24 protein-coding genes are annotated in these 23,481 nt (G+C 62.9%); 5 read left to right on the top strand and 19 right to left on the bottom strand.

Going from position 1 to position 23,481, the window contains the following annotated elements:
• Positions 1-41 precede the first annotated feature (41 nt).
• Both EWM63_RS21840 and apbC read right to left on the bottom strand, forming a co-directional pair.
• Complete coding sequence (locus EWM63_RS21840) at positions 42-1,073, bottom strand: WD40/YVTN/BNR-like repeat-containing protein (protein ID WP_130188424.1); 1,032 nt, start codon at positions 1,071-1,073, stop codon at positions 42-44.
• Entirely contained in the window at positions 1,073-2,155 is a 1,083-nt protein-coding gene (apbC, locus tag EWM63_RS21835) for an iron-sulfur cluster carrier protein ApbC (protein WP_130188423.1), read from the bottom strand. Before apbC ends, EWM63_RS21840 begins: the two co-directional genes overlap by 1 nt.
• Before the next feature lie 134 nt (positions 2,156-2,289).
• On the opposite strand from apbC, the gene metG reads away from it, so the two are divergent.
• Together metG and EWM63_RS21825 are read left to right on the top strand one after the other, a co-directional pair.
• On the top strand, positions 2,290-4,458 hold the full coding sequence (gene metG / locus EWM63_RS21830) for a methionine--tRNA ligase (protein ID WP_130188422.1): 2,169 nt from the start codon (positions 2,290-2,292) through the stop codon (positions 4,456-4,458).
• Positions 4,459-4,475: 17 nt separating this feature from the next.
• Positions 4,476-4,952, top strand: a complete 477-nt coding sequence (locus EWM63_RS21825; RefSeq protein ID WP_130188421.1) for a GNAT family N-acetyltransferase — start codon at positions 4,476-4,478, stop codon at positions 4,950-4,952.
• 418 nt (positions 4,953-5,370) lie between these two features.
• Here the strand turns inward: EWM63_RS21825 and EWM63_RS21820 are convergent, their stop codons facing one another.
• Positions 5,371-6,276 carry a DMT family transporter gene (locus EWM63_RS21820; RefSeq protein WP_130190533.1) on the bottom strand — a complete coding sequence of 302 codons (906 nt, stop codon included), beginning with the start codon at positions 6,274-6,276 and terminating at the stop codon, positions 5,371-5,373.
• A 141-nt stretch (positions 6,277-6,417) separates the two neighbouring features.
• Between EWM63_RS21820 and EWM63_RS21815 the strand changes: the two genes are divergently transcribed.
• The 3 genes from EWM63_RS21815 to panC all read left to right on the top strand — a co-directional run bounded on the left by EWM63_RS21815 (position 6,418) and on the right by panC (position 8,481).
• Positions 6,418-6,630, top strand: a complete 213-nt coding sequence (locus EWM63_RS21815; protein ID WP_130188420.1) for a DUF3460 family protein — start codon at positions 6,418-6,420, stop codon at positions 6,628-6,630.
• Between the two features lie 18 nt (positions 6,631-6,648).
• Entirely contained in the window at positions 6,649-7,539 is an 891-nt protein-coding gene (locus EWM63_RS21810; RefSeq protein ID WP_130188419.1) for a segregation and condensation protein A, read from the top strand.
• Between the two features lie 102 nt (positions 7,540-7,641).
• Positions 7,642-8,481 carry a pantoate--beta-alanine ligase gene (gene panC / locus EWM63_RS21805; RefSeq protein ID WP_130188418.1) on the top strand — a complete coding sequence of 280 codons (840 nt, stop codon included), beginning with the start codon at positions 7,642-7,644 and terminating at the stop codon, positions 8,479-8,481.
• Positions 8,482-8,567: 86 nt separating this feature from the next.
• Here panC and EWM63_RS21800 read toward each other — a convergent pair whose 3' ends face one another.
• From EWM63_RS21800 to flhD, 16 genes are all read right to left on the bottom strand, one after another.
• Positions 8,568-9,776, bottom strand: a complete 1,209-nt coding sequence (locus EWM63_RS21800) for an EAL and HDOD domain-containing protein (protein WP_130188417.1) — start codon at positions 9,774-9,776, stop codon at positions 8,568-8,570.
• A 123-nt stretch (positions 9,777-9,899) separates the two neighbouring features.
• A complete protein-coding gene (cheZ, locus tag EWM63_RS21795; protein WP_130188416.1) occupies positions 9,900-10,547 on the bottom strand; it encodes a protein phosphatase CheZ in 648 nt (215 codons plus the stop codon).
• A gap of 3 nt (positions 10,548-10,550) precedes the next feature.
• Positions 10,551-10,940, bottom strand: a complete 390-nt coding sequence (cheY, locus tag EWM63_RS21790) for a chemotaxis response regulator CheY (RefSeq protein WP_130188415.1) — start codon at positions 10,938-10,940, stop codon at positions 10,551-10,553.
• A gap of 257 nt (positions 10,941-11,197) precedes the next feature.
• Positions 11,198-12,268: a protein-glutamate methylesterase/protein-glutamine glutaminase gene (locus tag EWM63_RS21785; RefSeq protein ID WP_130188414.1), complete on the bottom strand. Its 1,071-nt coding sequence runs from the start codon at positions 12,266-12,268 to the stop codon at positions 11,198-11,200.
• 26 nt (positions 12,269-12,294) lie between these two features.
• On the bottom strand, positions 12,295-12,894 hold the full coding sequence (gene cheD / locus EWM63_RS21780) for a chemoreceptor glutamine deamidase CheD (RefSeq protein WP_130188413.1): 600 nt from the start codon (positions 12,892-12,894) through the stop codon (positions 12,295-12,297).
• A 28-nt stretch (positions 12,895-12,922) separates the two neighbouring features.
• Positions 12,923-13,783, bottom strand: a complete 861-nt coding sequence (locus EWM63_RS21775) for a CheR family methyltransferase (RefSeq protein ID WP_130188412.1) — start codon at positions 13,781-13,783, stop codon at positions 12,923-12,925.
• Positions 13,784-13,796: 13 nt separating this feature from the next.
• Positions 13,797-15,506 carry a methyl-accepting chemotaxis protein gene (locus EWM63_RS21770; RefSeq protein WP_130188411.1) on the bottom strand — a complete coding sequence of 570 codons (1,710 nt, stop codon included), beginning with the start codon at positions 15,504-15,506 and terminating at the stop codon, positions 13,797-13,799.
• Between the two features lie 152 nt (positions 15,507-15,658).
• Positions 15,659-16,141 (bottom strand): chemotaxis protein CheW, encoded by a 483-nt coding sequence (locus tag EWM63_RS21765; RefSeq protein WP_130188410.1) that lies wholly within the window; start codon positions 16,139-16,141, stop codon positions 15,659-15,661.
• Between the two features lie 86 nt (positions 16,142-16,227).
• Positions 16,228-18,453, bottom strand: a complete 2,226-nt coding sequence (gene cheA, locus EWM63_RS21760; protein WP_130188409.1) for a chemotaxis protein CheA — start codon at positions 18,451-18,453, stop codon at positions 16,228-16,230.
• A gap of 46 nt (positions 18,454-18,499) precedes the next feature.
• The gene (locus tag EWM63_RS21755) at positions 18,500-18,865 is read right to left on the bottom strand and encodes a response regulator (RefSeq protein ID WP_130188408.1); all 366 of its coding nucleotides are present in this window, start codon (positions 18,863-18,865) and stop codon (positions 18,500-18,502) included.
• Positions 18,866-18,947: 82 nt separating this feature from the next.
• The gene (locus tag EWM63_RS21750) at positions 18,948-19,496 is read right to left on the bottom strand and encodes a chemotaxis protein (RefSeq protein WP_130188407.1); all 549 of its coding nucleotides are present in this window, start codon (positions 19,494-19,496) and stop codon (positions 18,948-18,950) included.
• 43 nt (positions 19,497-19,539) lie between these two features.
• Complete coding sequence (motB, locus tag EWM63_RS21745; RefSeq protein ID WP_130188406.1) at positions 19,540-20,484, bottom strand: flagellar motor protein MotB; 945 nt, start codon at positions 20,482-20,484, stop codon at positions 19,540-19,542.
• Positions 20,485-20,505: 21 nt separating this feature from the next.
• Positions 20,506-21,366, bottom strand: a complete 861-nt coding sequence (motA, locus tag EWM63_RS21740) for a flagellar motor stator protein MotA (protein ID WP_130188405.1) — start codon at positions 21,364-21,366, stop codon at positions 20,506-20,508.
• Between the two features lie 90 nt (positions 21,367-21,456).
• Positions 21,457-22,221, bottom strand: a complete 765-nt coding sequence (locus EWM63_RS21735) for an SAM-dependent methyltransferase (protein WP_130188404.1) — start codon at positions 22,219-22,221, stop codon at positions 21,457-21,459.
• 40 nt (positions 22,222-22,261) lie between these two features.
• Positions 22,262-22,813 carry a flagellar transcriptional regulator FlhC gene (gene flhC, locus EWM63_RS21730; RefSeq protein WP_130188403.1) on the bottom strand — a complete coding sequence of 184 codons (552 nt, stop codon included), beginning with the start codon at positions 22,811-22,813 and terminating at the stop codon, positions 22,262-22,264.
• A gap of 39 nt (positions 22,814-22,852) precedes the next feature.
• Positions 22,853-23,170, bottom strand: coding sequence for a flagellar transcriptional regulator FlhD (flhD, locus tag EWM63_RS21725; protein WP_130188402.1), 318 nt, complete (start codon positions 23,168-23,170; stop codon positions 22,853-22,855).
• Between the last annotated feature and the right edge of the window lie 311 nt (positions 23,171-23,481).

Genomic DNA, 23,481 nt, shown 5'->3' with positions numbered 1-23,481 from the left:
CCGCTCGCCGGTTGCCGCCCTACCGTGTCACTTCTACCGTGTCACTTCACCAGCGGCGCCCCGGCATACTTCATGACGAGGCCCTTCGGCCCCACCGCCCAGCCCACGGCCGGCGATGCGAAGCCGACGGTATTGACGGGCGTGCGGTCGAGCACCTTCCAGCTCCTGCCGGCGTCGACGGAGTATCCCGATCCCGCCAGCCCGGCGGCCACGAACGCATCGGCCGCGCCAAGCACGGGCACCACCACTGACATGTAGCCGGCCGGCAGCACCTGCACGGGCGTCCAGCTGGCGCCGCCATCCTCGGTGCGGGCGCCGTTCACGCCCGCCAGGTTCACGTCCTTGTAGTCGCCGCCCGCCGCGATACCCACCTGCGCATCGCGGAAGCCCACGGAGAACAGGCCGCGCGCGGGCGCCCCGGCGGCGACCGGCACGGCGGCGGCCTGCCACGTGCGGCCGCCGTCCTTCGAACGGAACACGCGCGGCGTTAGCGCGCCGCCGGTGGCGAACCACGCATCGCCGCTGCCGGCCACCACCAGACAGGTGCCGCTGGCCGCGAACGCGCCCTCGCCGGGCAGCGCGCGCAGGCCTTCATCGTCCACGGCCTGCCACGTCGCACCGCCGTCGCTGGTCACGCGCACCTGGAAACGGCCATCGACCGGATCGCCGAACAGGATGCCGCGGCGCGCATCCCAGAACGCGATCGCGTCCCAGAAACCGCGCGGATCGGGATTGGTGATGGCCAGGTGCCACGTTGCGCCGCCGTCCGTGGTCCGGTAGATGCGGGACGCGTCGCCGGGGCCGGCCCCCATGGCGATCGCCGTGTCAGCATCGGCCGCGTGGATGTCGCGAAAGTCGAGCTTTTCCGCGCCCGGCACGGCCAGCACCTGCCACGTGCCGCCGTCGACGGTGCGCAGTACGGTGCCTTTCGCGCCGCTGGCCCACGCCACCGCGGGGCCCACGACGGACAGGCCGCGCAGCTCCACCTGCGTGCCGCTGGCCTGCGGTTGCCAGGCCTGCTGCGCGAACGCCGGCGCGGCGGCAACCAGTCCGGCAAGCGCAAGAGCCTTCATCAGTCGTTCTTGACGACGATGGTGGGGAACTTGCTGGTCATGTCCTTGGCTTTCTCGGCCACGCGGATGGCGACCTTGCGGGCGATTTCCTTGTAGATCTGCGCCACCGGGCCGTCCGGGTCGGCCACCACCGTGGGCTTGCCCGAATCGGTCTGCTCGCGGATCGACATTTTCAGCGGCAGCTTGCCCAGGAAATCGACCTTGAAGTCCTGCGTCATCTTTTCGCCGCCGCCGGCGCCGAAGATTTCCTCGACATGGCCGCAATTCGAGCAGATGTGCGTGCTCATGTTTTCCACCACGCCCAGGATCGGGATGCCGACCTTCTCGAACATCTTCAGGCCCTTGCGCGCGTCCAGCAGCGCGATGTCCTGCGGCGTGGTCACGATCACCGCGCCGGTCACGGGCACTTTCTGCGACAGGGTCAGCTGGATATCGCCGGTGCCCGGCGGCATGTCGATGACGAGGTAGTCGAGGTCGCGCCAGTTGGTCTGGTCCAGCAATTGCTGCAGCGCCTGCGTGACCATCGGGCCGCGCCACACCATCGGCTCGTCCGGATCGATCAGGAAGCCGATCGACGACACCTGCACGCCGTGGTTTTCCATCGGTTCCATCGACTTGCCATCCTTCGTGATGGGCCGGCCGGACACGCCCAGCATCATCGGCTGCGACGGGCCGTAGATATCCGCGTCCAGCACGCCGACGGTCGCGCCCTCGGCGGCCAGCGCCAGCGCCAGGTTGACGGCGGTGGTCGATTTGCCAACGCCACCCTTGCCGGAAGCGACGGCGATGATGTTCTTCACATTGGGCAGCGGCTTCAGGCCGCGCTGCACCGTGTGCGCGATGATCTTGCTGTAGACGTTCAGGCTGACCGGCAGGCCAAGGCCCTGCAGTGCTTCCAGCACGCTGGCGCGGATCGGTTCGAGCTGGCTCTTCGCCGGATAACCCAGCTCGATGTCCAGCGAAATCGTGCCATTGTCGATCTTCAGGTTGCGGACCGACTTGGTGGCGATGAAATCCTTCGTGGTATTCGGGTCGATCACCCTGGACAGGGCTGTCTTGACGTCTTCGACTGTGATGCTCATGTAAATCTCCGTGATTGAAGCGGAAGTCTAGCGCAAATCGGCCGCGGGCATGGGGCGAGGAGCCCGCGCAGCGCCGCACACCGCCGCATGGGCTGGTAAAATGGTCCTTTTATACAACCAACCTAGCGCTGACCATGACTCGCAAGCTGTTCGTCACCACCGCCCTGCCCTACGCAAACGCCGCCTTCCATATCGGTCACATGATGGAATACATCCAGGCCGACATCTGGGTCCGTTTCCAGCGAATGCAGCGCGATGCGGTGGCAGGTGAGCTTCGGCCCCGCGAAGTGCATTTCGTCGGTGCCGACGATACGCACGGCACGCCGATCATGATCGCCGCCGAAAAGGAAGGCATCACGCCGCAGGAATTCGTGGCGAAGATCGCCGCCGGCCGCGCCCAGTACCTGGACGGTTTCCATATCGCCTTCGATAACTGGTATTCCACCGATTCGCCGGAAAACGTCGAGCTGTCCCAGGGCATCTACCGCAAGCTGCGCGACAGTGGCCTGATCCAGACCAAGACCGTCGACCGCTTCTTCGACCCGGTGAAGGGCATGTTCCTGGCCGACCGCAACATCAAGGGCGAATGCCCGAAATGCGGCGCCAAGGACCAGTATGGCGACAATTGCGAAGTCTGCGGCGCCGCCTACCAGCCCACCGACCTGGTGAATCCGTATTCGGTCTTCACCAATGCCACGCCGGTATTGAAGCCTTCCGAACAATATTTCTTCAAGCTGTCCGACCCGCGCTGCTTTGAATTCCTGCGCGACTGGCTCAATACGCCGGGCCGCCTGCAGCCTGAAATGGTCAACAAGGTCTCGGAATGGCTGGGCGAAGCGGGCGAAAAGCTCGCGGACTGGGATATTTCCCGCGACGCGCCGTATTTCGGCATTCCGATTCCCGATGCGCCGGGCAAGTTCTTCTATGTATGGCTGGATGCGCCGGTCGGCTACCTGGCATCGCTGAAAAACTATTTCAGCAAGAACGGCATCGACTACGACGCGTTCCTGCGCGATCCGGCCACCGAGCAGATCCATTTCATCGGCAAGGATATCGTGTCGTTCCACCTGCTGTTCTGGCCGGCGATGCTGAAATTCGCCGGCCACCCGGTGATCGACAACCTGAAGGTGAACGTGCACGGCCACCTCACCGTGAACAATGAAAAAATGTCCAAGTCGCGCGGCACCGGCATCTCGCCGCTGCGCTACCTGAACCTGGGCATGAACCCGGAATGGCTGCGTTACTACATCGCGTTCAAGCTCAATTCCAAGGTCGAGGACCTGGATTTCACGGGCGAGGACTTCGTTGCCCGCGTCAATTCCGACCTGATCGGCAAGTATGTCAATATCGCCAGCCGCTGCGCCGGCTTCATCGCCAAGAAATTCAATGGCCAGCTGTCCGCGCACTTGTCCGACACGTCGCTGAGCTGGATCAGGCGTGCGCTGACGAATGCGGAAGGCCATGTCCGCGCCGATTCGATCGCGCTGAGCTACGAAAACCGCGAGTTCGGCAAGGCACTGCGCGAGATCATGGAAATCGCCGACGTGACGAACCTGTACGTCGATGAAAACAAGCCATGGGTGCTGGCCAAGGATGAAACAAAGCTGGCCGAGCTGCACGACGTGTGCACGACGGCTTTGATCCTGTTCCGCCAGCTGACGATCCTGCTGTCGCCGGTACTGCCGGGTGTGGCCACGAAGGTGCAGGCATTCCTGAACGACGCCAGCCTGACGTGGGCCGATACGGGCGTGGAAGCGGCATCGTCGGCCATGCTGGGCCGCACGATCGGCGCCTACAACCACCTGATGACGCGCGTGGATGCCAAGATGATCGACGAGCTGTTCGATGCGCCGAAGCCGGCCGCCGCTGCCGTGGCCCCGGCAGCCGCGCCCGTTGCCGCGGCTGCCGCTGCGCCCGTTGCCGATGCGGTGTCGGCCACCGGCATCGAAGAATTGGCGCCTGAAATCAAGATCGACGATTTCGTGAAAATCGATTTGCGTATCGCAAGGATCGTCAATTGCGAACACGTCGAAGGTTCGGAGAAACTGCTGCGCCTCACATTGGACGTGGGCGAAGGCCGCCACCGCAATGTTTTGTCCGGCATTAAGTCGATGTACCAGCCGGCCGATCTCGTCGGTAAATTGACGGTATTGGTGGCAAACCTGGCGCCGCGCAAGATGGGGAAATTCGGCGTTTCCGAAGGCATGGTATTGGCCGCGTCCGCCGCGGATGAAAAAGCCAGTCCCGGCATTTATATCCTGAACCCATGGCCGGGCGCCGAGCCGGGCATGCGTATTCGTTAAAAGGGTTTTCATTCCCGATGAGATTTGTCGTCCGGACTGCTGCCGATGACGATGCACCGATAATCGCCGGCCTCACGCGCAACGCTTGGGCCGGTAAAGTCAGTGTGACATCGAGTGGCCACCGAGAAACCGCCGTCCTCGTCGCAGAACATCTGCGGCAAGGCGGCGGTTTTATTTTGTTGCATGCAAATGCCCCCATCGGCTCGGTGCGCTGGTTGCCGCACGATACCGAACCGGATTGCTGGGAAATATTAAGGATGGGCATATTGCCTGCATACCGCGGCAATAACCTGTCCCAGCATCTGCTGGAAGCCGTTATTCACCACGGCATGGACAGCGGCATCGGCGAATTGCGCCTTGCCGTGCGCAGCGACCAATCAAAACTGGTTGATTTTTATGCGGCCTTTGCATTCGAGCTTGCCGAAGAGCTTGAATATTCGCACGCCAATCCGCTCGAGCCCGCCCCACTCGTCATGCGCCGCACGCTGCGCTGAGCGTTGCAAGTCCGTCACACCAAGACGGCCTGTTTGCACTGCTTATGCCAGAAACCAGCACGATCAGACAACTTTATGGCACGAAGAAGGCCGTAAAGCATCCTTTCCAATGCAAGTAAGGCAATGTTTCCTGAATTCGGGGACAGTCCCCAAAATTTGGAAACATTTCTCCAAGCAAAATAGCCTCGTATTGTTGAGACGAAAAAAGCCGGCATTCAAAGCCGGCTTTTCTTACGAGAACTGGGACTGCCCGGCAATCGGTTTCGGGGGTTTGGGCGGGGCGGACTGGTCGCAGGCCGTCAAAAAGAACTGCACCGCGACGATGGCGGCAAGCATTTTGCGCATGATGCCTCCATGGGAACAGGGACCAGCGCCACGATACCAGCTCTATTACCAGGCCGGCGCACCGCAACGATGATCAAGCCGATCGGCGCGATGACACGACAATACCGCCAACGATCAGCAGGAAAGCAATGCCGTGGTAAAGATGCGGCGCCTCGCCCAGAAATGCGGAAGACATCAGCGCGGCAAACAGCGGTGTCAGGTTACTGAAGAATGCGGCAATGGCCGGGCCGGCTTGTTGTACGCCGGCACCCCAGCAGCGGAATGCAATGATGGCCGGGCCGATGGCCACATATAACAGCGCCGCGACCAGCGTGCCATTCCAGTGGATTGCCGGGGCGAGGAAAGCCCATTCTCCGGCGGCGGACAAACCGGACCACGCCACGCCGAATCCCACCTGGGCAACGAGGAAAGAAGCCCAGTTCGCGCGCAGCGGTGCCGGCTCGGTGGTCCGGATCAACAGCCAGCTATACAGGGACCACGCGATCGTTGCGAGAATCATGAATAAGTCTCCGGCAACGAGCCTTAATTCAAGTAAATGATGCCATTCGCCGCGCGCCAATACCACCAATACGCCGCCGATGGACAGCACCGCACCGATGATTTGCCGGCGCGAAATGGCCGCGCCGAAGAACAGCCAGCCGGTTGCCATCATCCAGACGGGCATGCCTGCCGCCACCAGCGTCACATTGATCGGCGTGCTGCTCTGCAGTGCCAGATACTGGAGCGCGTTATACATGCCCACGCCAAGCAGGCCCAGGACCGCGTAGCGACGCCAGTGCCGCCACAAGCCGCTGTCACGGCGAAATACCGGGCCGGCCAGCGGCAGCAGGATCAGCAGTGCGATCAGCCAGCGCAGGAAATTCAACGTCATCGGCGGCACGAGGTCATGCACGAGACGGCCGACGATGGCATTGCCCGCCCACAGCAGCGGTGCAAGGGTCAGCAGGAAAGCTGTGTGGGGTGTCAGGCGTGAATTCATTGCAGGAAAGAATAACCGATCCGGCAAGCCGTTGCAGATGCGCCAGAAATGCTGGCCGGAATGCCCCGATATTCCGGAAATTCCCTTGAGCATGCCGCAGCGCGGTAGAATACCCGCTGGTTGTCACCTACCCTTCACGATATGAAACTCCTGTTCAAACAACACCGCGGTTACGAGTCCGATCACACCCAGTTCATCAAGGCGCTCAAGGAAAAGAATCCGACCATCGAAGCAGGCCAGCAGCAAGGCCGCTCCCTGCTGTGGGACAAGGAACCCACGTCGCTGGACGAGCAAGCCCGCCAGCGCGATTCCCGCATTGCACAACAGGCTTACGTTTACCAGAACAAGCTCTGATCCTTCGGGACGGCACACATGCTGCCACAGGATGCGGGGGGCGACGCGCAAGACAGCGTGGCCACCGCGGCGCCGGATGTCCCAACCGGGGCGCAACCGGCTGAAAGCAGCGCCACGGTACCTGCCGAGGGCGCTGCTTTCGCACGCCTGTATGGCGAGCCCCTGCTGAAGCTGCCGAACGACCTGTATATTCCGCCAGATGCACTGGAGATCTTCCTCGACACGTTCGAAGGCCCGCTGGACCTGCTGCTTTACCTGATCCGCCGCCAGAACTTCAACATCCTGGACATTCCGATGGCCCAGGTCACGCTGCAATACCTGAAGTACGTGGAGCAGATCCGGCTGTCCAATCTTGAACTGGCGGCCGAGTACCTGCTGATGGCGGCCATGCTCATCGAGATCAAGTCGCGCATGCTGCTGCCGCAGCGCCCGCACGACGTCGAGATCGAAGCCGAGGATCCTCGCGCCGAACTGGTGCGCAGGCTGCTCGACTACGAGCAGATCAAGCTGGCCGCCTACGACCTGAATGCATTGCCGCAGGTCGACCGGGATTTCGTGCGCACGCAGATCTACATCGAGCAGAGCCTCGCGCCCGTGTGGCCCGACGTCAGCGCAGGCGACCTGCAGGCAGCCTGGCGCGATCTGCTGAAGCGGGCAACGCTCAAGCAGCACCACCGGATCACGCGCGAGGAATTGTCGGTGCGCGAGCACATGACGAATATCCTGCGCCGGCTGCAATCCCAGCGGTTCGTCGAGTTTGCCGATCTGTTCGACGTAGCTGGCGGCGTGCCGGTCATCGTCGTCAATTTCGTGGCGATGCTGGAACTGGCGAAAGAAACCCTGATTGAAATTACCCAGGCCGAACCATTTGCGCCCATCTACGTGCGTCTCGCGTATTCTCCGGCATGAAGCTATGCGGGCAAGATCGGCAAATGCGATCGGCCAATGCGATCGGCCGAAGCATGGCCATCAGCCCGGCTCGAAATTTCGTTTGAACCCAAGAACAATATTATGAAAATCATTTCCTCGATCGAAGAACTGCGCGACCAGCTTTCGGGCCAGCTGCGCACCGCGTTCGTGCCCACGATGGGCAACCTGCATGAAGGCCACCTGTCGCTGATGCGCCTGGCGCGCAGGCACGGCGACCCCGTCGTGGCCTCGATCTTCGTCAACCGCCTGCAATTCGGTCCGAACGAGGACTTCGACAAGTATCCACGCACCTTCCAGGCGGACGTGGAGAAGCTGGAAAAGGAAGGCGTGTACGTGCTGTTCGCGCCCACCGAGAAAGACCTGTACCCGGAGCCGCAGGAATACCGCGTACAGCCGCCGGACGACCTGGGCAACATCCTGGAAGGCGAGTTCCGCCCCGGATTCTTCAATGGCGTGTGCACGGTGGTGACGAAGCTGTTCTCGTGCGTACAGCCAAAGGTGGCCGTGTTCGGCAAGAAGGATTACCAGCAGCTGATGATCGTGCGAAACATGGCGCGCCAGTTCGCGCTGCCCACGCAGATCATCGGCGCGGAAACGTTCCGCGCGGAAGATGGACTGGCGCTGTCGTCGCGGAACATGTACCTGTCCGCCGCCGAGCGCGCGGAAGCACCGGCACTGTACAACGCGCTCAATGCCGTTGCCGGCGAGGTACGTGCCGGCCACCTGGACGTGTTCCAGCTCGAGCACAAGGCCATGGACGACCTGGCCGCGCGCGGCTGGAAGCCCGACTACATCAGCATCCGCAAGCGCATCGACCTGCAGCCGCCCAATGCCGGCGACCTGGCCCAGGGGGAACCGCTGGTGGTGCTGGCCGCCGCGAAGCTGGGCACCACGCGGCTGATCGACAACCTGGAAATCTGAGGCGCTGTTCGCGTCAACCCGGGGAACTTCCCTGCGGAACCACGGCCGGTGTTCGTCTTGTCGATCTTCGACAGATGTCCGGCTGGTCAGCTGGTCACGTTCTGCGTCCAGGCCAGCGCCGACAGGTGGGCCTTGTTGACGTCTTCGGGCGTCAGTTGCAGCGACGCGGCCAGCGACGACACCAGGCTGGAATTGAGCTCGCACGCCTCGGCCAGCGCGAGGTAGGGGCCGAAGCGCCCGCTCCGCTCCAGCAGTGCCGCGACGATTTCCGCCGACAGCGGAATGGTGTCCAGCACATCCGTCATTGGAATGCCCAGCAGCCGGTCGAGCAGCGAAAACATGCCGGCGACGAAGACATTTTCCGCGTCGGCCCGGCCCAGCGTGGCCTGGCCGAGCAGTTCGGCCAGGCGGCCGCGCACCACGGCCGTTTCCAGCAGTACCGGCGAGTAGCCGCTCGTGCTTGCCGTTGCCAACAGCAGCGTCAGCCAGCGGTACAGCGGCTGGTAGCCCAGCAGCGTGATGGCCTGCTTCAGCGACTGGATTTCGCGGCCGGCGCCGAACCCGGCGGAGTTGATGTAGCGGAGCAGCTTGTAGGACAGCGCGGCATCGCGCTTGAGCACGCTCTCGATCTTCTGTACGTCGGCATTCGCCTGCACCATCTGCATCAGCTGCAGGATCGTGGTCTGCGCCGGGTTCAAGCCTTTTGCTTCGGGCCCGGGGCGCGGTGTCAGGTGCAGCTTGCCGACAAAGGCGTCGATGCCCAGCGCGGCGCACGCGTCGAAATCCTCCCACGTCGACACGGGCCGGCCGACCATGCGTACGGACGACTGCTTCAACGCCGCATAGGCGCGTGCCTGGTCCGCCACGTCGGCGCCGGTGAAGCGCACTTCGACATAGGAGGCGATCATTGGCAGCCTGTTGCCGGCACGCGCCAGGTCGCAGTTGCGCAACAGGATGCCCACGTCGCCGGCGCGCAGCGCGCGCACGGCGGCCAGCGTGTCGGGATTGGCCAGTTCGGCCGCACGGATCGACAGCACCGTATGCTGCGGCGGCAGCTCATGCAGCGCATCCGTCGACAGCATGCCCGGCACGGCCTGCAGGAACAGCGTCTTGTCGCGGAGCAGCCAGCCGCGGTCGGCATCGTTGACGTGGGCGGCCACGAAGGCGACCAGGTCTTCCAGTTCGGCCAGCGCGGGCGTGGCAGCGGGATCGTGCTGCCAGGCGAGCTCGTAGCCGACCACGCGCTGTTGCGGGTCCAGCAACGGCTCGCGGACGAGAAAATGCGTTTGGTGCATAGAAGGAAAAATGGCCGGCGAAGAAGCGGCTGTGAAGAGGCAGCTGTCAAGAAGCGGCGGGTTAAGAAGCAGCGGGCAGCTTGCCCGGCGGGTTAAGAAGCAGCGGGCAGCTTGCCCGCCGGATCAGAAGCCGAGACTGTCGAGCAGGTCGTCGACCTGGCTCTGGTCGGCCACCACGCCGTCTTTCGTCTTGTCGATCTGCGGCCCGTTCAGCAGCCCGTTGTCGAGTTCCTTCTTCAGTTCCTCGGGCGCGAAATCGATCAGCGTCTGCACGAGCTGCTTCTCGAGGTTTTGCGCGATACCGGTCACGCGCTTGATGACCTGGCCCGTGAGGTCCTGGAAATCCTGCGCCATCATGATGTCCATCAGGTGGCCCTTCGTGGCGCCCGTGGCATCGGTGGTGGCGGCCAGCGTGGCGATCGTGCGCTGGGCCAGCGCGCGCCAGTCGGCCCCGTTGCCGCCCTCACCGTCCAGCAACGCCTGCCAGGCACCGGACAGTTCCTTGGCATCGCTGCAGATGCGGTCTTGCAGGGGGCCGGCCTCGTCGGTGGCATTGAGCACCTTCTGCGCCGCGGTTTCGGAGAGACGCGCCACGTAGTCGAGACGGTCGCGGGCATCCGGGATATCCTCGGCCGCCTTCTCGATCAACTTGTCCAGCCCGAGACCACGCAGGTTCTCGTGCAGCGCACGGGTCATGTGGCCGATGCGCGCCAGGAACTCTTCATGCGAGTCCGCGCCGTCCGCGACGGCGCCGGGGGCTTGCTCAACCATCGATCAGACTCCGATTTTCTCGAAAATCTTGTTCAGCTTTTCATCCAGCGTGGCCGCCGTGAAAGGCTTGACGACATAGCCGTTGGCGCCGGCCTGGGCTGCGGCGATGATGTTTTCCTTCTTCGCCTCGGCGGTCACCATCAGCACCGGCAATTTCGCCAGCGCGGGGTCGGCACGGATGTTTTGCAGCATCGTCAGGCCATCCATGTTCGGCATGTTCCAGTCGGACACGACGAAGTCGAACTGTTCCGAGCGCAGCTTGGCCAGCGCCATCACGCCATCCTCGGCTTCGTCCACATTGGCATAACCCAGTTCTTTCAACAGATTCCGGACGATGCGGCGCATCGTCGAGAAGTCGTCTACTACCAGAAATTTCATCTTTGGATCAGCCATGAATTGCTCCGTTGTTTCTCTACGCGGTTATAAATAGTGAGTGTCGTTTTGGGTCGCGCCACCAGCATCCGGAAAGGATAGCATTTAAGTTGCCTCAAGGGAATGAAACAAGCCCAAATGCTCCCTAAAAAGCCACATCCGTATCTATCATGCAAACCCGGCGCACATTCGACGCCAATCCGACGCCAATTCGACCAAAGCTCGACGCCAATCGTACGCTGCCAGTATCCACCGGCAGGGCCGATGAGCCCTGTTCTTTACACGCGCAAGGCCCGCATGCCGTGTTGCGCAAGGTGTCCCAGCACCATGCCCGGCAGCGCCAGCAATGCGCCCACCTCGTGGGCGGCACCGACGGCAATCGCTTCGCGCGGCATGCCGAACACCACGCAACTGGCCTCATCCTGGGCAAAATTATACGCCCCGGCCGTCTTCATCTCCAGCATCCCTGCCGCGCCATCCTTGCCCATGCCGGTCAGGATCACGCCCACCGCGTTCTTGCCCGCATGCTGCGCCGCCGAGCGGAACAGCACGTCGACCGAGGGGCGGTGACGGTTGACGGGCTCCCCCTGGTCGAGCTTCGTCATGTAGTTCGCGCCGGACCGCGCCAGCATCAGGTGCGAGTGGCCGGGCGCGATGTAGGCATGGCCCGGCAGCACGCGCTCGTTGCCTTGCGCCTCCTGCACGGAAATCCTGCACAGCGAATCCAGGCGCTTCGCGAACGATCGCGTGAAGCCTTCCGGCATGTGCTGCGTGATCAGGATTCCCGGGCAGTCGGACGGCATCTGCAACAGGAACTCCCGGATCGCTTCCGTTCCACCGGTCGACGCACCGATGATGATCAGTTTTTCGGACGACATCAGTGGATTGCGTAATTGTGGCAGGGGTGCCTGCCCTTCGGCGCCCGCTTGGGGCAGCGTGCGGGCACGGATGCGCGCCTTGGCCGCGGCGCGGATCTTGTCGGCGATCAGGTCGGCATAGTCGCGCATGCCGGTCTGGATCGACATCTTCGGTTTCTGCACGAAATCCACGGCGCCCAGTTCGAGCGCCCGCATCGTAATTTCCGAACCGCGTTCGGTCAGCGACGACACCATGACCACCGGCATCGGCCGCAGGCGCATCAGCTTTTCCAGGAAATCGAGGCCATCCATCTTCGGCATTTCCACGTCCAGCGTCAGCACGTGCGGATTGGTCTGCTTGATCAGCTCGCGCGCCACCAATGGATCGGGGGCCGTGCCCACCACTTCCATGTCCGGCTGGCTATTGATAATTTCGGTCATCACGCTCCGGATCAGTGCGGAATCGTCGACGACCAACACCTTGGTCTTCATGCAAACCTCGTCAGAAATGCTTCAAGTCAAAACAGCTCGATTTCGCCGGCCACCGGCTGCACCTTCAGGCGGCTGGCGTATTCGATTTCGCGTTTCGCCAGCGTGTCGTTATGCGACTGCATCAGCTTTTTCACCAGCACCTTGCCGGTACGGGGGAAGAAATACACCTTGCGCGGATATACGTCGTTCAGGTCCTCGGCCACCACGCGGATCCGTTCATTGCGCAGGAAAGTCTGCACGAATGCCGCATTGCGTTCGCCCACGTTCATCGCCGTGAAACCCTTCAGCACCGCGCCGCCCCCGAAGACCTTCGCTTCCAGGTTGTCGCGCCGCGCGCCCGACTTCAGCAGGCTGTTGATCAGGATTTCCATCGCATACGTGCCATAGCGGGCCGATGCCGAGACGGGGCTGTTCGCGTCCGCGCCGCCGTCCGGCAGCATGAAGTGGTTCATGCCGCCCAGGCCCGTCACGCGGTCGCGGATGCAGGCCGATACGCACGAGCCCAGCACCGTCACGATCAGCATGTCCTTCTGCGTGAAGTAGTACTCGCCCGGCAGGATCTTCGCCGCCTGGCAGTCGAACGTGCGGTCGTAGTAGACGTTGGTGGCGATATGTTCATTGTCCATCGTGAGTCTTTCTCGTTGCGGGCGCGTTTCAGGCCCGCTGCTGCACGGCTGCCCGCGCGGCGTTATCCAGCTCGTACACGGTCTTGCCGCGCAGTTTCAGCGATTCCGACACGTACAGGAAATTCTCGGAGTGCCCGGCAAACAGCAATCCATCGGGCTTCATCAGCGGCACGAAGCGCGACAGGATCTTGCGCTGCGTGGCCTTGTCGAAGTAGATCATCACGTTGCGGCAAAAGATCACGTCGAACGGCCCGCGGATGTCCCACCGTTCTTCCAGCAGGTTCAATGGACGATACGTGATCAGCTGGCGCAGTTCCGGGCGCGCGCGCACCATGCCGGCCTTGTCGCCCTTCCCTTTCAGGAAGAAGCGGCGCTGCTGCTCCGCCGTCAGCTTCTCGATCCGTTCGAGCGGATAGATGCCATTGGCGGCGGTCGCCAGCACGTTGGTATCGATGTCGGTGGCGATGATGTGCACGGGCGGCGTCAGGGTGCCCAGCGCCTCGCACACGGTGATCGCGATCGAATACGGCTCCTCGCCGGTGGAACTGGCCGAGCACCAGATGTTGAGCGTTTCACCCTTGTGCTTCTTCACGTGCTCGGCCAGCAGCGGGAAATGGTGCGCCTCGCGAAAGAACGACGTCAGGTTCGTCGTCAGCGCGTTGGTGAACGATTCCCACTCATCGGGCATGCGGCCCGCCTCCAGGTCGTCCAGGTACCTGGCGAACGACACGATGCCGGTTGCCCGCAGGCGCCGGGCCAGGCGCGAATAGACCATCTCCTGCTTGCTGTCGGCCAGCGAAATGCCGGCCCGCTTGTAGATCAGTCCACGCACGCGTTCGAAGTCGCGGCCATTGAAGTCGAATTCCTTGACGGTATCTCTGGACATCATCGCTCCCGGGGAATCAGAACTCTTCCCAGTCGTCGCCGGCCGGTGCCGGCGCGGACTTCTTCGCCGGTGCCTTGGCCACCGTCACCGCGCGTGCAGTGGGCACGGCGGGTCTGGCGAGCGGCTTCGCGGCGGGCCTGGTGACAGGCTTCGCTGCGGCCACGGGCAGGGCCACCGCCTCGCCGCCCAGCTTGAAGATCGCCACCGCCTCGGCCAGGCGCTGGGCCTGGTCCTGCATGCTTTCGGCAGCCGCGGCGGCCTGTTCCACGAGCGCGGCGTTCTGCTGCGTCATGTCGTCCATCTGCGCGATCGACATGTTCACTTCCTCGATGCCGCTGCTCTGTTCCTGGGTGGCGGCGGTGATCTCGCCCATGATGTCGGTCACCTGGCGGATCGACGTGACGATCAGTTCCATCGTCTGGCCGGCTTCGTCGACCAGCTTGCCGCCGGCGTCGACCTTCGTCACGGAATCGTCGATCAGCGCCTTGATTTCCTTGGCCGCGCTGGCCGAACGCTGCGCCAGGTTGCGCACTTCGGAAGCCACCACGGCGAAGCCGCGGCCCTGCTCGCCGGCGCGTGCCGCTTCCACGGCCGCGTTCAGCGCCAGGATGTTGGTCTGGAAGGCGATGCCGTCGATGACGCCGATGATGTCGACGATCTTCGAAGAACTGGCCTTGATCGAACCCATCGTATCGACCACCTGCGAAACGACCTGGCCACCCTTTTCCGCCACCGACGACGCCGACACGGCCAGCTGGTTCGCCTGGCGCGCGTTGTCCGCGTTCTGCTTCACCGTGGACGTCAGCGTGCCCATCGCGCTGGCCGTCTCGCCCAGCGAGTTGGCCTGCGTTTCGGTGCGCGACGACAGGTCGGCATTGCCCGAGGCGATTTCCTGCGACGCCAGGGCGATGGTCTCGGTGCCGCTGCGCACCTGGCCCACCGTCTTCACGAGGCTGTCGTTCATGTCCTTCAGCGCCTGCAGCAGTTCGCTGGTTTCATCCCTGCCCTCGACGACGACACGCGAAGTCAGTTCGCCCGCGGCGACCCGCTTCGCCACCTGCACGGCACCAGCCAGCGGCACGGTGATCGAACGCGTGGTAAAGATCGCGCAGACGATACCGGCGGCCACGCCCAGCGCGCCCAGCAGCAGGGTCAGCATCAGCACGCGCCTGTCCGCTTCCACCGAGCGTTGCTGGAATGTCTTCTGCGCCGCCTGCTGCATGTCCAGCAGGCGATTCAGGTCCGCCAGCGTGCGCGTGTTCAGCGGGTCGATGCGGCCCGAGATGATCTTGGTCGCGCCCTCGGCATTGAAGGCCATCACCTGCGCCATCGCTTCCTTGAACGCGACATCCACGTCCTTGTCCAGCACTGCCAGTTCTGCCAGCGTCTGCTTCTCGGCAGCGTCCAGGCCCAGCTTTTCCAGCCTGCCAAGCGCTTCGACGTAGCGCGCCTGCTGCGCCTTCACCTTGGCTTCTTCCTTCTGCATCAGCTCGACGTCCGACTGCAGGCCGATGTTGCGCATGGCGATGCCCGATTCCAGCATCGCGCTCTTCATCGCCGTGGCCGCGCGGGTCTTGGCGCTGGTCAGTTCCAGGCCCTCGTTCAGCTGCGACTTGTTGCGGTGATTCAGTCCGTTGGCGGTCAGCACCAGCGCCACCAGGATCAGCAGGATGATGCCGAACCCGATGCCGAGGCGTGTACCGATCTTGTAGTTACGTACACTCATTTTCAATCCCGTTCTCTCGATGTGGCGCCACGCCCTCTGCCGGGGTGCTGGCGGCCCGTATTGTTTTACTGCTGTTTTACTGCTGCTTATTACTGATGCTTGTTACTGCTGCCTGTTGCTGTCGCTTATTGCGAATTCCTGCGTTGTCCTGCTTATGCCGCGATGTTGTCCATCAGGCCCATTTCCGGGCTCGACATCAGCTTGTCGATGTCCATCAGGATCAGCATCCGCTCGGCCACCGTGCCCAGGCCGGTCATGTACTCGGAAGAGAACACCGTGCCCATTTCCGGCGCCGGCTTGATCTGCTCCGGCTCCAGCGTGATCACGTCGGACACGCTGTCGACCACCATGCCCACCACGCGGCCGTTGATGTTCAGGATGATCACCACGGTAAACTGGTCGTACACCGGTTCGCCCAGGCGAAACTTGATGCGCATGTCCACCACGGGAATGATGATGCCGCGCAGGTTGATCACGCCCTTGATGAACTCCGGCGCGTTGGCGATGCGGGTCACCGCTTCGTAGCCACGGATCTCCTGCACCTTGAGGATATCGATGCCGTATTCTTCCTTGCCCAGCGTGAAGGCGAGGAATTCGTGGCCCGCGATGTCGGCCTGCTGGTTTGCGTCTGCCATGTTGTGTCCTTTGCTTTCCTAAATATTCAATCGTGCCCCGGGCGGCGTCGCCGAACTCGGCCCAACCCGGCCCAACCCGGCCCGGCTCAGCCCAGCGTGTTCAGCGTCGTCTCGTCCACGAGCTGGCGCGACGAGCGGATCAGCGCCGCCACGTCCAGGATCAGGGCCACGCCGCCGTCGCCGAGAATCGTTGCGCCCGAGATGCCGGCCACCTTGCGGTAATTCGATTCCAGGTTTTTCACCACCACCTGCTGCTGGCCGACCAGTTCGTCGACGAAGAGGCAGGCTTTCTTGCCATCCGTTTCCAGGATCACCAGGATGCCTTCCCACGGCTCGGCAAAGCGCGGGGCGATGCCGAACATCTGGTACAGGGGAATCAGCGGCAGGTATTCGCCGCGCACCTTGACCACACGGCCCTTGCCGGAAATCTCGCGCACATCCGATTCCACCGGCTGCAGCGATTCGACCACGAAGCCCAGCGGCAGGATGTAGACTTCCTCGCCGACCCGGATCGACATGCCGTCCAGGATCGCCAGCGTCAGCGGCAGCGAGATCGAGATCGTGGTGCCGAAGCCCTTGGCCGAGCGGATGTCCACGGTGCCGCCCATTGCCGTGATGTTGCGCTTGACGACGTCCATGCCCACGCCGCGGCCGGAAACGTCGGTCACCTGCTCTGCCGTCGAAAAGCCCGGCGCGAAGATCAGCTGCCACACGTCGGTGTCGGCCATCGTGTCCGATACCGGCAAGCCGTTCTGGCGTGCCTTGGCCAGGATGCGCTCGCGGTTCAGGCCGCCGCCATCGTCCGACACCTCGATGATGATGTTGCCGCCCTGGTGCGAGGCCGACAGGAACAGCCGGCCCGCGTCGGCCTTGCCGGCGGCGCGCCGCACGTCGGGCATTTCGATGCCATGGTCGATGCTGTTGCGCACCAGGTGCGTCAGCGGATCGACGATGCGCTCGATCAGGCCCTTGTCCAGTTCCGTCGCCGCGCCGTTCGTGATGAAGTCGACCTTCTTGCCCAGCTTGGTGGCAAGGTCGCGCACCATGCGCGGGAAGCGCGAGAACACGAAGTCCATCGGCATCATCCGGATCGACATCACCGCTTCCTGCAGGTCGCGCGTGTTGCGGGTCAGCTGGCCCACCGAAGCGAGCAGCTTCTCGTGCACCATCGCATCGAGCGCATCGACGCGCTGCTCGATCATCGCCTGCGTGATCACCAGTTCGCCCACCAGGTTGATCAGCTGGTCCACCTTCTCGATCGAGACGCGGATCGACGACGCTTCGGCGCCCTGGCCATGGGCCACGGCGGTCGCCTTTTCCACTTCCTTCCTCAATACCTTCTTTTCCTCGACCACCCGCTCGGCCGGGGAGGATTCCGCGATGCCGGCGGCGGCGCGGATCTGCTCGACCGGCTGGAAGAAGCCATAGCCGCGCGCCGCGTCGCCGGCGCCTTCGGCATTGGCGCGGATCTCTTCCAGCGGCTGGAAGAAACCGTAGCCGTCGCCGGACGCCGCTGCCGCGCCGGCAGCTGTTTCGGCCGGCGTGAGCGGCTCGAAGAAGCCATAGCCGAGGTCGTCCTCGACCTCCCTGCGCGCCGTCTGCTCGCGCGCGGCCTGCTCGTCCGTCAGCGGCGGCAGCTCGGTAATGACCATGTCCTCCGTGTTCAGCACGAAGGAGCAGATCGCCACGATGTCGTCCAGGCTTTCATGCGTGGTGACGACCATCGCGTTGCGGTCGTTGTCGATCGGCGTCACGACCACGTGGGCCAGCAGGCCCAGCTCGGCCGCCAGCGCCGTCACTTCGCGGTGCGCCATCTTCGGCAGCTCGAGCCGCCAGCGGCGCCCGCCGCTGTGGTCGACCGCCGCGGTATCCACGGCGGCGCCCTGGAATGCCGGCGCCACGTGGGCGATCGCCTCCACCTGCACGTCCTGCGCGAGGTGCTGCAGCATCATCCGCACGTCGCCCACGGCATCCTGGTCGACGGTGCTGCCGAGGCGGTGGCCGTCGAGCTGCATCTTGAGCGCATCCTTGGCCGCCAGGAAGGCGTCCACGTGGTCGAGCGTCAGCGCCATCTCGCCCTTGCGGATACGGTCCAGCAAGGTCTCGAGCACGTGCGTGACCTCGGTCATGTCGGTCAGGCCGAACGTGCCGGCGCCACCCTTCACGGAATGGGCGGTGCGGAAGATCGCGTTCAGGTCTTCCTCGGTCGGCGCGTCCACGTCGACCGCCAGCAGCAGGCGCTCCATTTCAGCCAGCAGTTCCTCTGCCTCGTCGAAGAAGACCTGGAAGAACTGGCTAATATCGATCGTCATGACGCGACTCCGCTGATGCTGTATGCCAGGCTTGCAGCGCGCATGGTCAGCCGATGACCTTCTTGACCACCTCGATCAGGCGCTGCGGGTCGAACGGCTTGACCAGCCAGCCGTTGGCGCCGGCGGCGCGGCCCTTGGCCTTCATCTCGTCGGACGATTCGGTGGTCAGCATCAGGATCGGCGTCTTGGCATAGGCCGGCAATTCGCGCAGGCTCTTGATCAGCTGCAGGCCATCCATCTTCGGCATGTTCTGGTCGGTCAGCACCAGGTCCACGGCGCCCTGCTTTGCCTTGTCCAGGCCATCCTGGCCGTCGACCGCTTCCACGACCTGATAGCCGGCGGCCTTCAGGCTGAACGCCACCATCTGGCGCAGGGAGCTGGAATCGTCAACCGCAAGAATTGTTTTAGCCATGTTTTTCTCTCACTTATCTACTTATTACTAAATATCGGGCACTTGACGGCCCGCTGTGTTTTCAATCCGTACCGAAAACAGCTCAGAACAGTTCGATGTCGCCGCTCTCGAGGTGCTTCTGGCTGACCGCCTTGCGCAGCACATTGCGCAACTCGAGGCTCTGGATCGCCAGCGCCATGCTGACCTTGCCCAGCAGCTCCACCATTTCATCGTTGTCGCTGTCCGGGCTCATCTCGGCGCCATGCGCCCCCAGCGTGGCCAGGAACTCGCGCAGTCCCGTCACCCGTTTCAGCGTGCGGTCGATCAGCTGGCTCGTCATGTCCTGGAACTGCATGCTGGTGATCGCCGCGTTGACATGCGCGCCGACCTGCTCGTTCATCGCCTCGAGCTTTTCCTTGTCCTCGACCGACGGCGTGCCGCCGTCGAGCAGCAGCCGGATCGTGCCCTGCTGGTCGTTGACGGCGGCATGGATGGCCATGAAGTTGCGCGACAGCTTCTCGATCGCCTCTTCCAGCAGCAGGTTGGTCTGCAGCAGGTCCGTTTCCACCTCCGTCAGGTGCCGCTTGCCGTGGTCCGACACACCGGACAGCAGGCGCTTCACGTGGGAACCGAGGATTTTTTTTCTGTTCATGTGATCTCGCGTTGACTCTTTTGCTTGGTTGCCCGGCTACCCGCTAGCGCCGGGCCTGCGGCGGCCCCGGTTCCAGTTCCGCTGCCCCCTCCTGCGCGGCGCCGGTGCCGATTTCCAGCTTGCCGGCGTCGCGCATCAGGCCCTCTTCCGTTTTCTTGTTCATCACGATGATGCTGATGCGGCGGTTGATCGGATTGAACGGATCCTTGCGGTCCAGGTTCACGGCCGAGCCCAGGCCCACGACGCGCATGACCTTATTGTCCTGCATCCCGCCTTGAACGAGCGCGCGCCGCGACGCATTGGCGCGATCGGCCGACAGTTCCCAGTTGCTGTAGCCGTTCTCCGAGAAGTAGGGCGTGGCATCCGTGTGGCCCGACAGGCCGATCTTGTTCGGCACATCGTTCAGGATCGGGCCGATCTCCGTGAGGATTTCGCGCGTGTAGCCCGCCAGTTCGGCCCTGGCGGACGGGAACATCGGACGGTTCTGCTCATCCACGATCTGGATCCGCAAGCCCTCGCTGGTAAAGTCGAGCAACAGCTGGTCCTTGAATTTCTTCAGGGCCGCGGAACTCTCGATCTTCTGCTGCAGCTTTTCCTTCAGGCCCTGCAGGCGCTGTGTTTCTTCCCGCTCCATGGCCTGCTTGGCGGCCGTCAGGTTGAACGTCTTCTTCCTGGTGGCGGGGTCGTCGCCGCCCTTGACCTGCCCATCCTTGCGGGTCAGGTCCTTGCCGCCGCCGGGAATCACGGACGAGCTGTCGCCGCTGCCCGAGCCGCCCTGCATCGCCACTTTCAGCGGTGTCTTGAAGTACTCCGAGATGCCGTTCAGGTCGCCCTTCGTCGTCGAACCGAGCAGCCACATCAACAGGAAAAAGGCCATCATCGCCGTCACGAAGTCGGCATACGCGATCTTCCAGGCGCCGCCGTGGTGACCGCCGCCGCCTTTCTTGATGCGCTTGACGATAATGGGCCGCAGGCCTTCATCAGCCATGGTGCCTACCTCCGCTGGCCATTACTTCGACTTGGATTTCTTGATGTGGTCTTCGAGCTCGGCGAACGTGGGGCGTTCGGTCGAGTACAGGACCTTGCGACCGAATTCGACCGCCAGCGCCGGTGCATAACCGTTCAGGCTGGCCAGCAGCGTGACCTTTACGCACTGGAACATCTTCGACGATTCTTCCAGCTTCTGCTCCAGCAGGCTGGCCAGCGGGCCGACGAAACCGTAGGCCAGCAGGATCCCGAGGAACGTGCCGACCAGCGCCTTGGCGATCAGCAGGCCCAGCTCGGCGGGTGGCATGCCCACCGATTCCATCGTGTGCACCACGCCCATCACCGCGGCCACGATACCGAAGGCCGGCAGGCCATCGCCCAGCTTGGCGATCACGTGCGCCGGCACGGCGCCCTCGTGGTGGTGGGTCTCCAGTTCATTGTCCATCAGGTTTTCGATCTGGAACGCATCCATGTTGCCGGACACCATCAGGCGCAGGTAGTCGGTCATGAATTCCACGATATGGTGATCCTCCAGCACCGACGGGTACTTGGAGAACAGCGGGCTCTGCTCCGGCGTCTCGATGTCGCCTTCGATCGACATCAGGCCTTCCTTGCGCACCTTGGACAGGATGTCGAACAGCAGCGACATCAGGTCCATGTAGAGTTCCTTGGTATAACGCGAGCCTTTGAGCAGCGTTGGCAGCGCGGCCATCGTGGCCTTCAGGGACTTGTTGTTGTTGCCGACGAAAAGGGCGCCCACGGCAGCACCGCCGATCATCACCAATTCCAATGGCTGGAACAAGATCGCAAGATGTCCACCAGACATTGCGTAGCCGCCGAACACGCTGGCGCAGACAACGATATAACCAATGATTAATAGCAAGCCTGCAATCTCCTATAAAGAAGCACAGCGAAATAATTCCACAAGGAACTACAATAGCGTGAGAAAGACGGGCTCGCAAGAGAAAGCCAATCAAAACACCCAAACAAATAGTAGTGGTGCTCCCTCTGTGGTATGGATGGTCTTGTCCGGTTTGAAACCAGGGATAGTGAATTCATAACTCACTAACAGACTGCCAACTTTCATTTCGCGCCGCGCCTTGTCGAATAAGCCCGACATGACCGCCGGTGATAAATAAGCAAAGACCACGTCATAATCGCCGAAATGAATCTTTTCATAATCGCCGCGGATGAATCGTGCGCGGCTTTTGGTAAATCGGGCGCGCCAGTTCGAATACAGCCAGGGCACGGGCGCCAGCTCGATGCCGGTGCAGTCGGCATCCGGCCGGGCCCGCGCCAGGTGCAGCGTGAAGCCGCCCAGCCCGCTGCCGACATCGATCACCCGCACCCCGGGCCGGGCCGGCAGCAGGGACTCGACGGCACGCCAGACGGCCGGATTGGATGGAAAGTACGGCACCTGGGTGCGAAACGTGGACCAGTACCAGCCCAGCAACACGACGAATACCACGAGGAACAGCACCGGCGGCAGTTGCAGCCCCAGCGCCGCCAGCAGTGCGACGGGAAACAGCAGCTGGATGATGCGCCACCACGGTGCCAGGCCGATTCTCCACGTAATCAGCATGGCCATGGCGCCCTGCAGCGCGGCGGCCTCCAGCAAGGTGGGGCCGCGGCCGAAGGTGTCGAGCGCGACCGCCAGTGCGGCGGTGGGCACCAGAGCCACGAGCTGCGCCAGCAGCGCGCGCACGGCCGGCAAACGAAAAAGCCGGGCTGGCGTCATGCGCCACCCCGGCTTTCCGTCACGGAACGGTAGAGGAAGGTCACGCGGTGAGGGACTCTTCTTTGGCTTTGCGGGTCTTGCCGGCCCGCGAAGGCATGTGGCACAGGCCGCAGTGGTAATCGCCGTTCAGGTCCATGCCGTTGACGACGAACTTGCCCTGGCATTTCCTGCAAGCCTTCAGTTCGAGCATGCGGCTGCCGAAAAAGCGCACGAGGGTCCACGCCCGCGTCAGCGACAGCAGCGGCTCTTCGCCCGGCGCCGGCGGCATCTGCTCCAGGTACAGCTGGTAAGCCTTCATCACGGCGCGGATGCCGGTGGCGCCGGCGTGCTGCACGAGGAAGTCGTGGATGTTGATGAACAGCGAAGCATGGATGTTCGGTTGCCAGGTCAGGAACCAGTCGGTGGAAAACGGCAGCATGCCTTTCGGCGGCGACACGCCCTTCAATTCCTTGTACAGCTTCAGCAGGCGCTCGCGCGACAGCGATACTTCCGATTCCAGCAACTGCAGCCGCGCGCCCAGGTTGATCAGCTCGATGGCAAGCCCGATTTCCTGTGCTTCCGTGACCACGCTTTTTTTCCCGGCATTACTCATGTTCCCGCTCCCGTCCGTCTCGTGTCCGCAGTGTAGCGCTCAGGCGATTTCTTCGACGCCCTGTCCAGCCATCAGGATCGCCGCGTGCGACTGGGCCAGCGAGCGGTCCTTGTTGTAATTGGTCAGCATGCCCAGGATGGCGCTGTCGTCGAAGCGGAAGCGGGCCAGCATCATGTTGCCGCCTGCCAGTTTCAGGATCTGAGCGTTGCTCATGCCTTCGATCAGGTCGGCGATGTCGGTGGAGATGCCCAGGCGGAAGATCGCAGTGACCTTGTCCGCGCGGATCATCTGCTGGGCCAGCATCAGGTAGGAGAGATTCGCGTCGCGGATCTCGGCCATCATGTCGTTCGCAGTCATTGTGTGCTCCTCAAAGCGTTTCCGTTGAGACACATTCTGCTGTAGGGCCCCGAGCACGAGAAGAGGCAGCCGTCTGTATTTGAGGTAGGGAAATAGCGAGCGCGCCCTGTCAGCGTTTGTCTGACAAACGCAGGGCGGTCATGGCGGCGCGCCAGTGCTGGCGCGGCTTTGCGGATTGTTGTGGCGGGCGAAAAACACCTTGCATCCCACCAGTAAAAAGATGCCGGGCTGACGCTTTTTAGCGACATCTGAACCGGTAACGGCAGCCGTTCTGGAAACTTTAGGGTGATCAGCAAAAAATTTTAGAATTT

The sequence above is a fragment of the Pseudoduganella lutea genome (genome assembly GCF_004209755.1).
GTDB lineage: Bacteria > Pseudomonadota > Gammaproteobacteria > Burkholderiales > Burkholderiaceae_D > Rugamonas > Rugamonas lutea.
The sequence above is the reverse complement of the archived record's forward strand: the minus strand, read 5'-3'. Positions and strand labels throughout refer to the sequence as shown.

What these genes read in the sequence shown, in the direction of transcription:
- EWM63_RS21840 (WP_130188424.1), bottom strand. Translation starts at nt 1,073, where the DNA reads ATGAAGGCTCTTGCGCTTGCCGGACTGGTTGCCGCCGCGCCGGCGTTC.
- apbC (WP_130188423.1), bottom strand. Translation starts at nt 2,155, where the DNA reads ATGAGCATCACAGTCGAAGACGTCAAGACAGCCCTGTCCAGGGTGATC.
- metG (WP_130188422.1), top strand. Translation starts at nt 2,290, where the DNA reads ATGACTCGCAAGCTGTTCGTCACCACCGCCCTGCCCTACGCAAACGCC.
- EWM63_RS21825 (WP_130188421.1), top strand. Translation starts at nt 4,476, where the DNA reads ATGAGATTTGTCGTCCGGACTGCTGCCGATGACGATGCACCGATAATC.
- EWM63_RS21820 (WP_130190533.1), bottom strand. Translation starts at nt 6,276, where the DNA reads ATGAATTCACGCCTGACACCCCACACAGCTTTCCTGCTGACCCTTGCA.
- EWM63_RS21815 (WP_130188420.1), top strand. Translation starts at nt 6,418, where the DNA reads ATGAAACTCCTGTTCAAACAACACCGCGGTTACGAGTCCGATCACACC.
- EWM63_RS21810 (WP_130188419.1), top strand. Translation starts at nt 6,649, where the DNA reads ATGCTGCCACAGGATGCGGGGGGCGACGCGCAAGACAGCGTGGCCACC.
- panC (WP_130188418.1), top strand. Translation starts at nt 7,642, where the DNA reads ATGAAAATCATTTCCTCGATCGAAGAACTGCGCGACCAGCTTTCGGGC.
- EWM63_RS21800 (WP_130188417.1), bottom strand. Translation starts at nt 9,776, where the DNA reads ATGCACCAAACGCATTTTCTCGTCCGCGAGCCGTTGCTGGACCCGCAA.
- cheZ (WP_130188416.1), bottom strand. Translation starts at nt 10,547, where the DNA reads ATGGTTGAGCAAGCCCCCGGCGCCGTCGCGGACGGCGCGGACTCGCAT.
- cheY (WP_130188415.1), bottom strand. Translation starts at nt 10,940, where the DNA reads ATGGCTGATCCAAAGATGAAATTTCTGGTAGTAGACGACTTCTCGACG.
- EWM63_RS21785 (WP_130188414.1), bottom strand. Translation starts at nt 12,268, where the DNA reads ATGAAGACCAAGGTGTTGGTCGTCGACGATTCCGCACTGATCCGGAGC.
- cheD (WP_130188413.1), bottom strand. Translation starts at nt 12,894, where the DNA reads ATGGACAATGAACATATCGCCACCAACGTCTACTACGACCGCACGTTC.
- EWM63_RS21775 (WP_130188412.1), bottom strand. Translation starts at nt 13,783, where the DNA reads ATGATGTCCAGAGATACCGTCAAGGAATTCGACTTCAATGGCCGCGAC.
- EWM63_RS21770 (WP_130188411.1), bottom strand. Translation starts at nt 15,506, where the DNA reads ATGAGTGTACGTAACTACAAGATCGGTACACGCCTCGGCATCGGGTTC.
- EWM63_RS21765 (WP_130188410.1), bottom strand. Translation starts at nt 16,141, where the DNA reads ATGGCAGACGCAAACCAGCAGGCCGACATCGCGGGCCACGAATTCCTC.
- cheA (WP_130188409.1), bottom strand. Translation starts at nt 18,453, where the DNA reads ATGACGATCGATATTAGCCAGTTCTTCCAGGTCTTCTTCGACGAGGCA.
- EWM63_RS21755 (WP_130188408.1), bottom strand. Translation starts at nt 18,865, where the DNA reads ATGGCTAAAACAATTCTTGCGGTTGACGATTCCAGCTCCCTGCGCCAG.
- EWM63_RS21750 (WP_130188407.1), bottom strand. Translation starts at nt 19,496, where the DNA reads ATGAACAGAAAAAAAATCCTCGGTTCCCACGTGAAGCGCCTGCTGTCC.
- motB (WP_130188406.1), bottom strand. Translation starts at nt 20,484, where the DNA reads ATGGCTGATGAAGGCCTGCGGCCCATTATCGTCAAGCGCATCAAGAAA.
- EWM63_RS21735 (WP_130188404.1), bottom strand. Translation starts at nt 22,221, where the DNA reads ATGACGCCAGCCCGGCTTTTTCGTTTGCCGGCCGTGCGCGCGCTGCTG.
- flhC (WP_130188403.1), bottom strand. Translation starts at nt 22,813, where the DNA reads ATGAGTAATGCCGGGAAAAAAAGCGTGGTCACGGAAGCACAGGAAATC.
- flhD (WP_130188402.1), bottom strand. Translation starts at nt 23,170, where the DNA reads ATGACTGCGAACGACATGATGGCCGAGATCCGCGACGCGAATCTCTCC.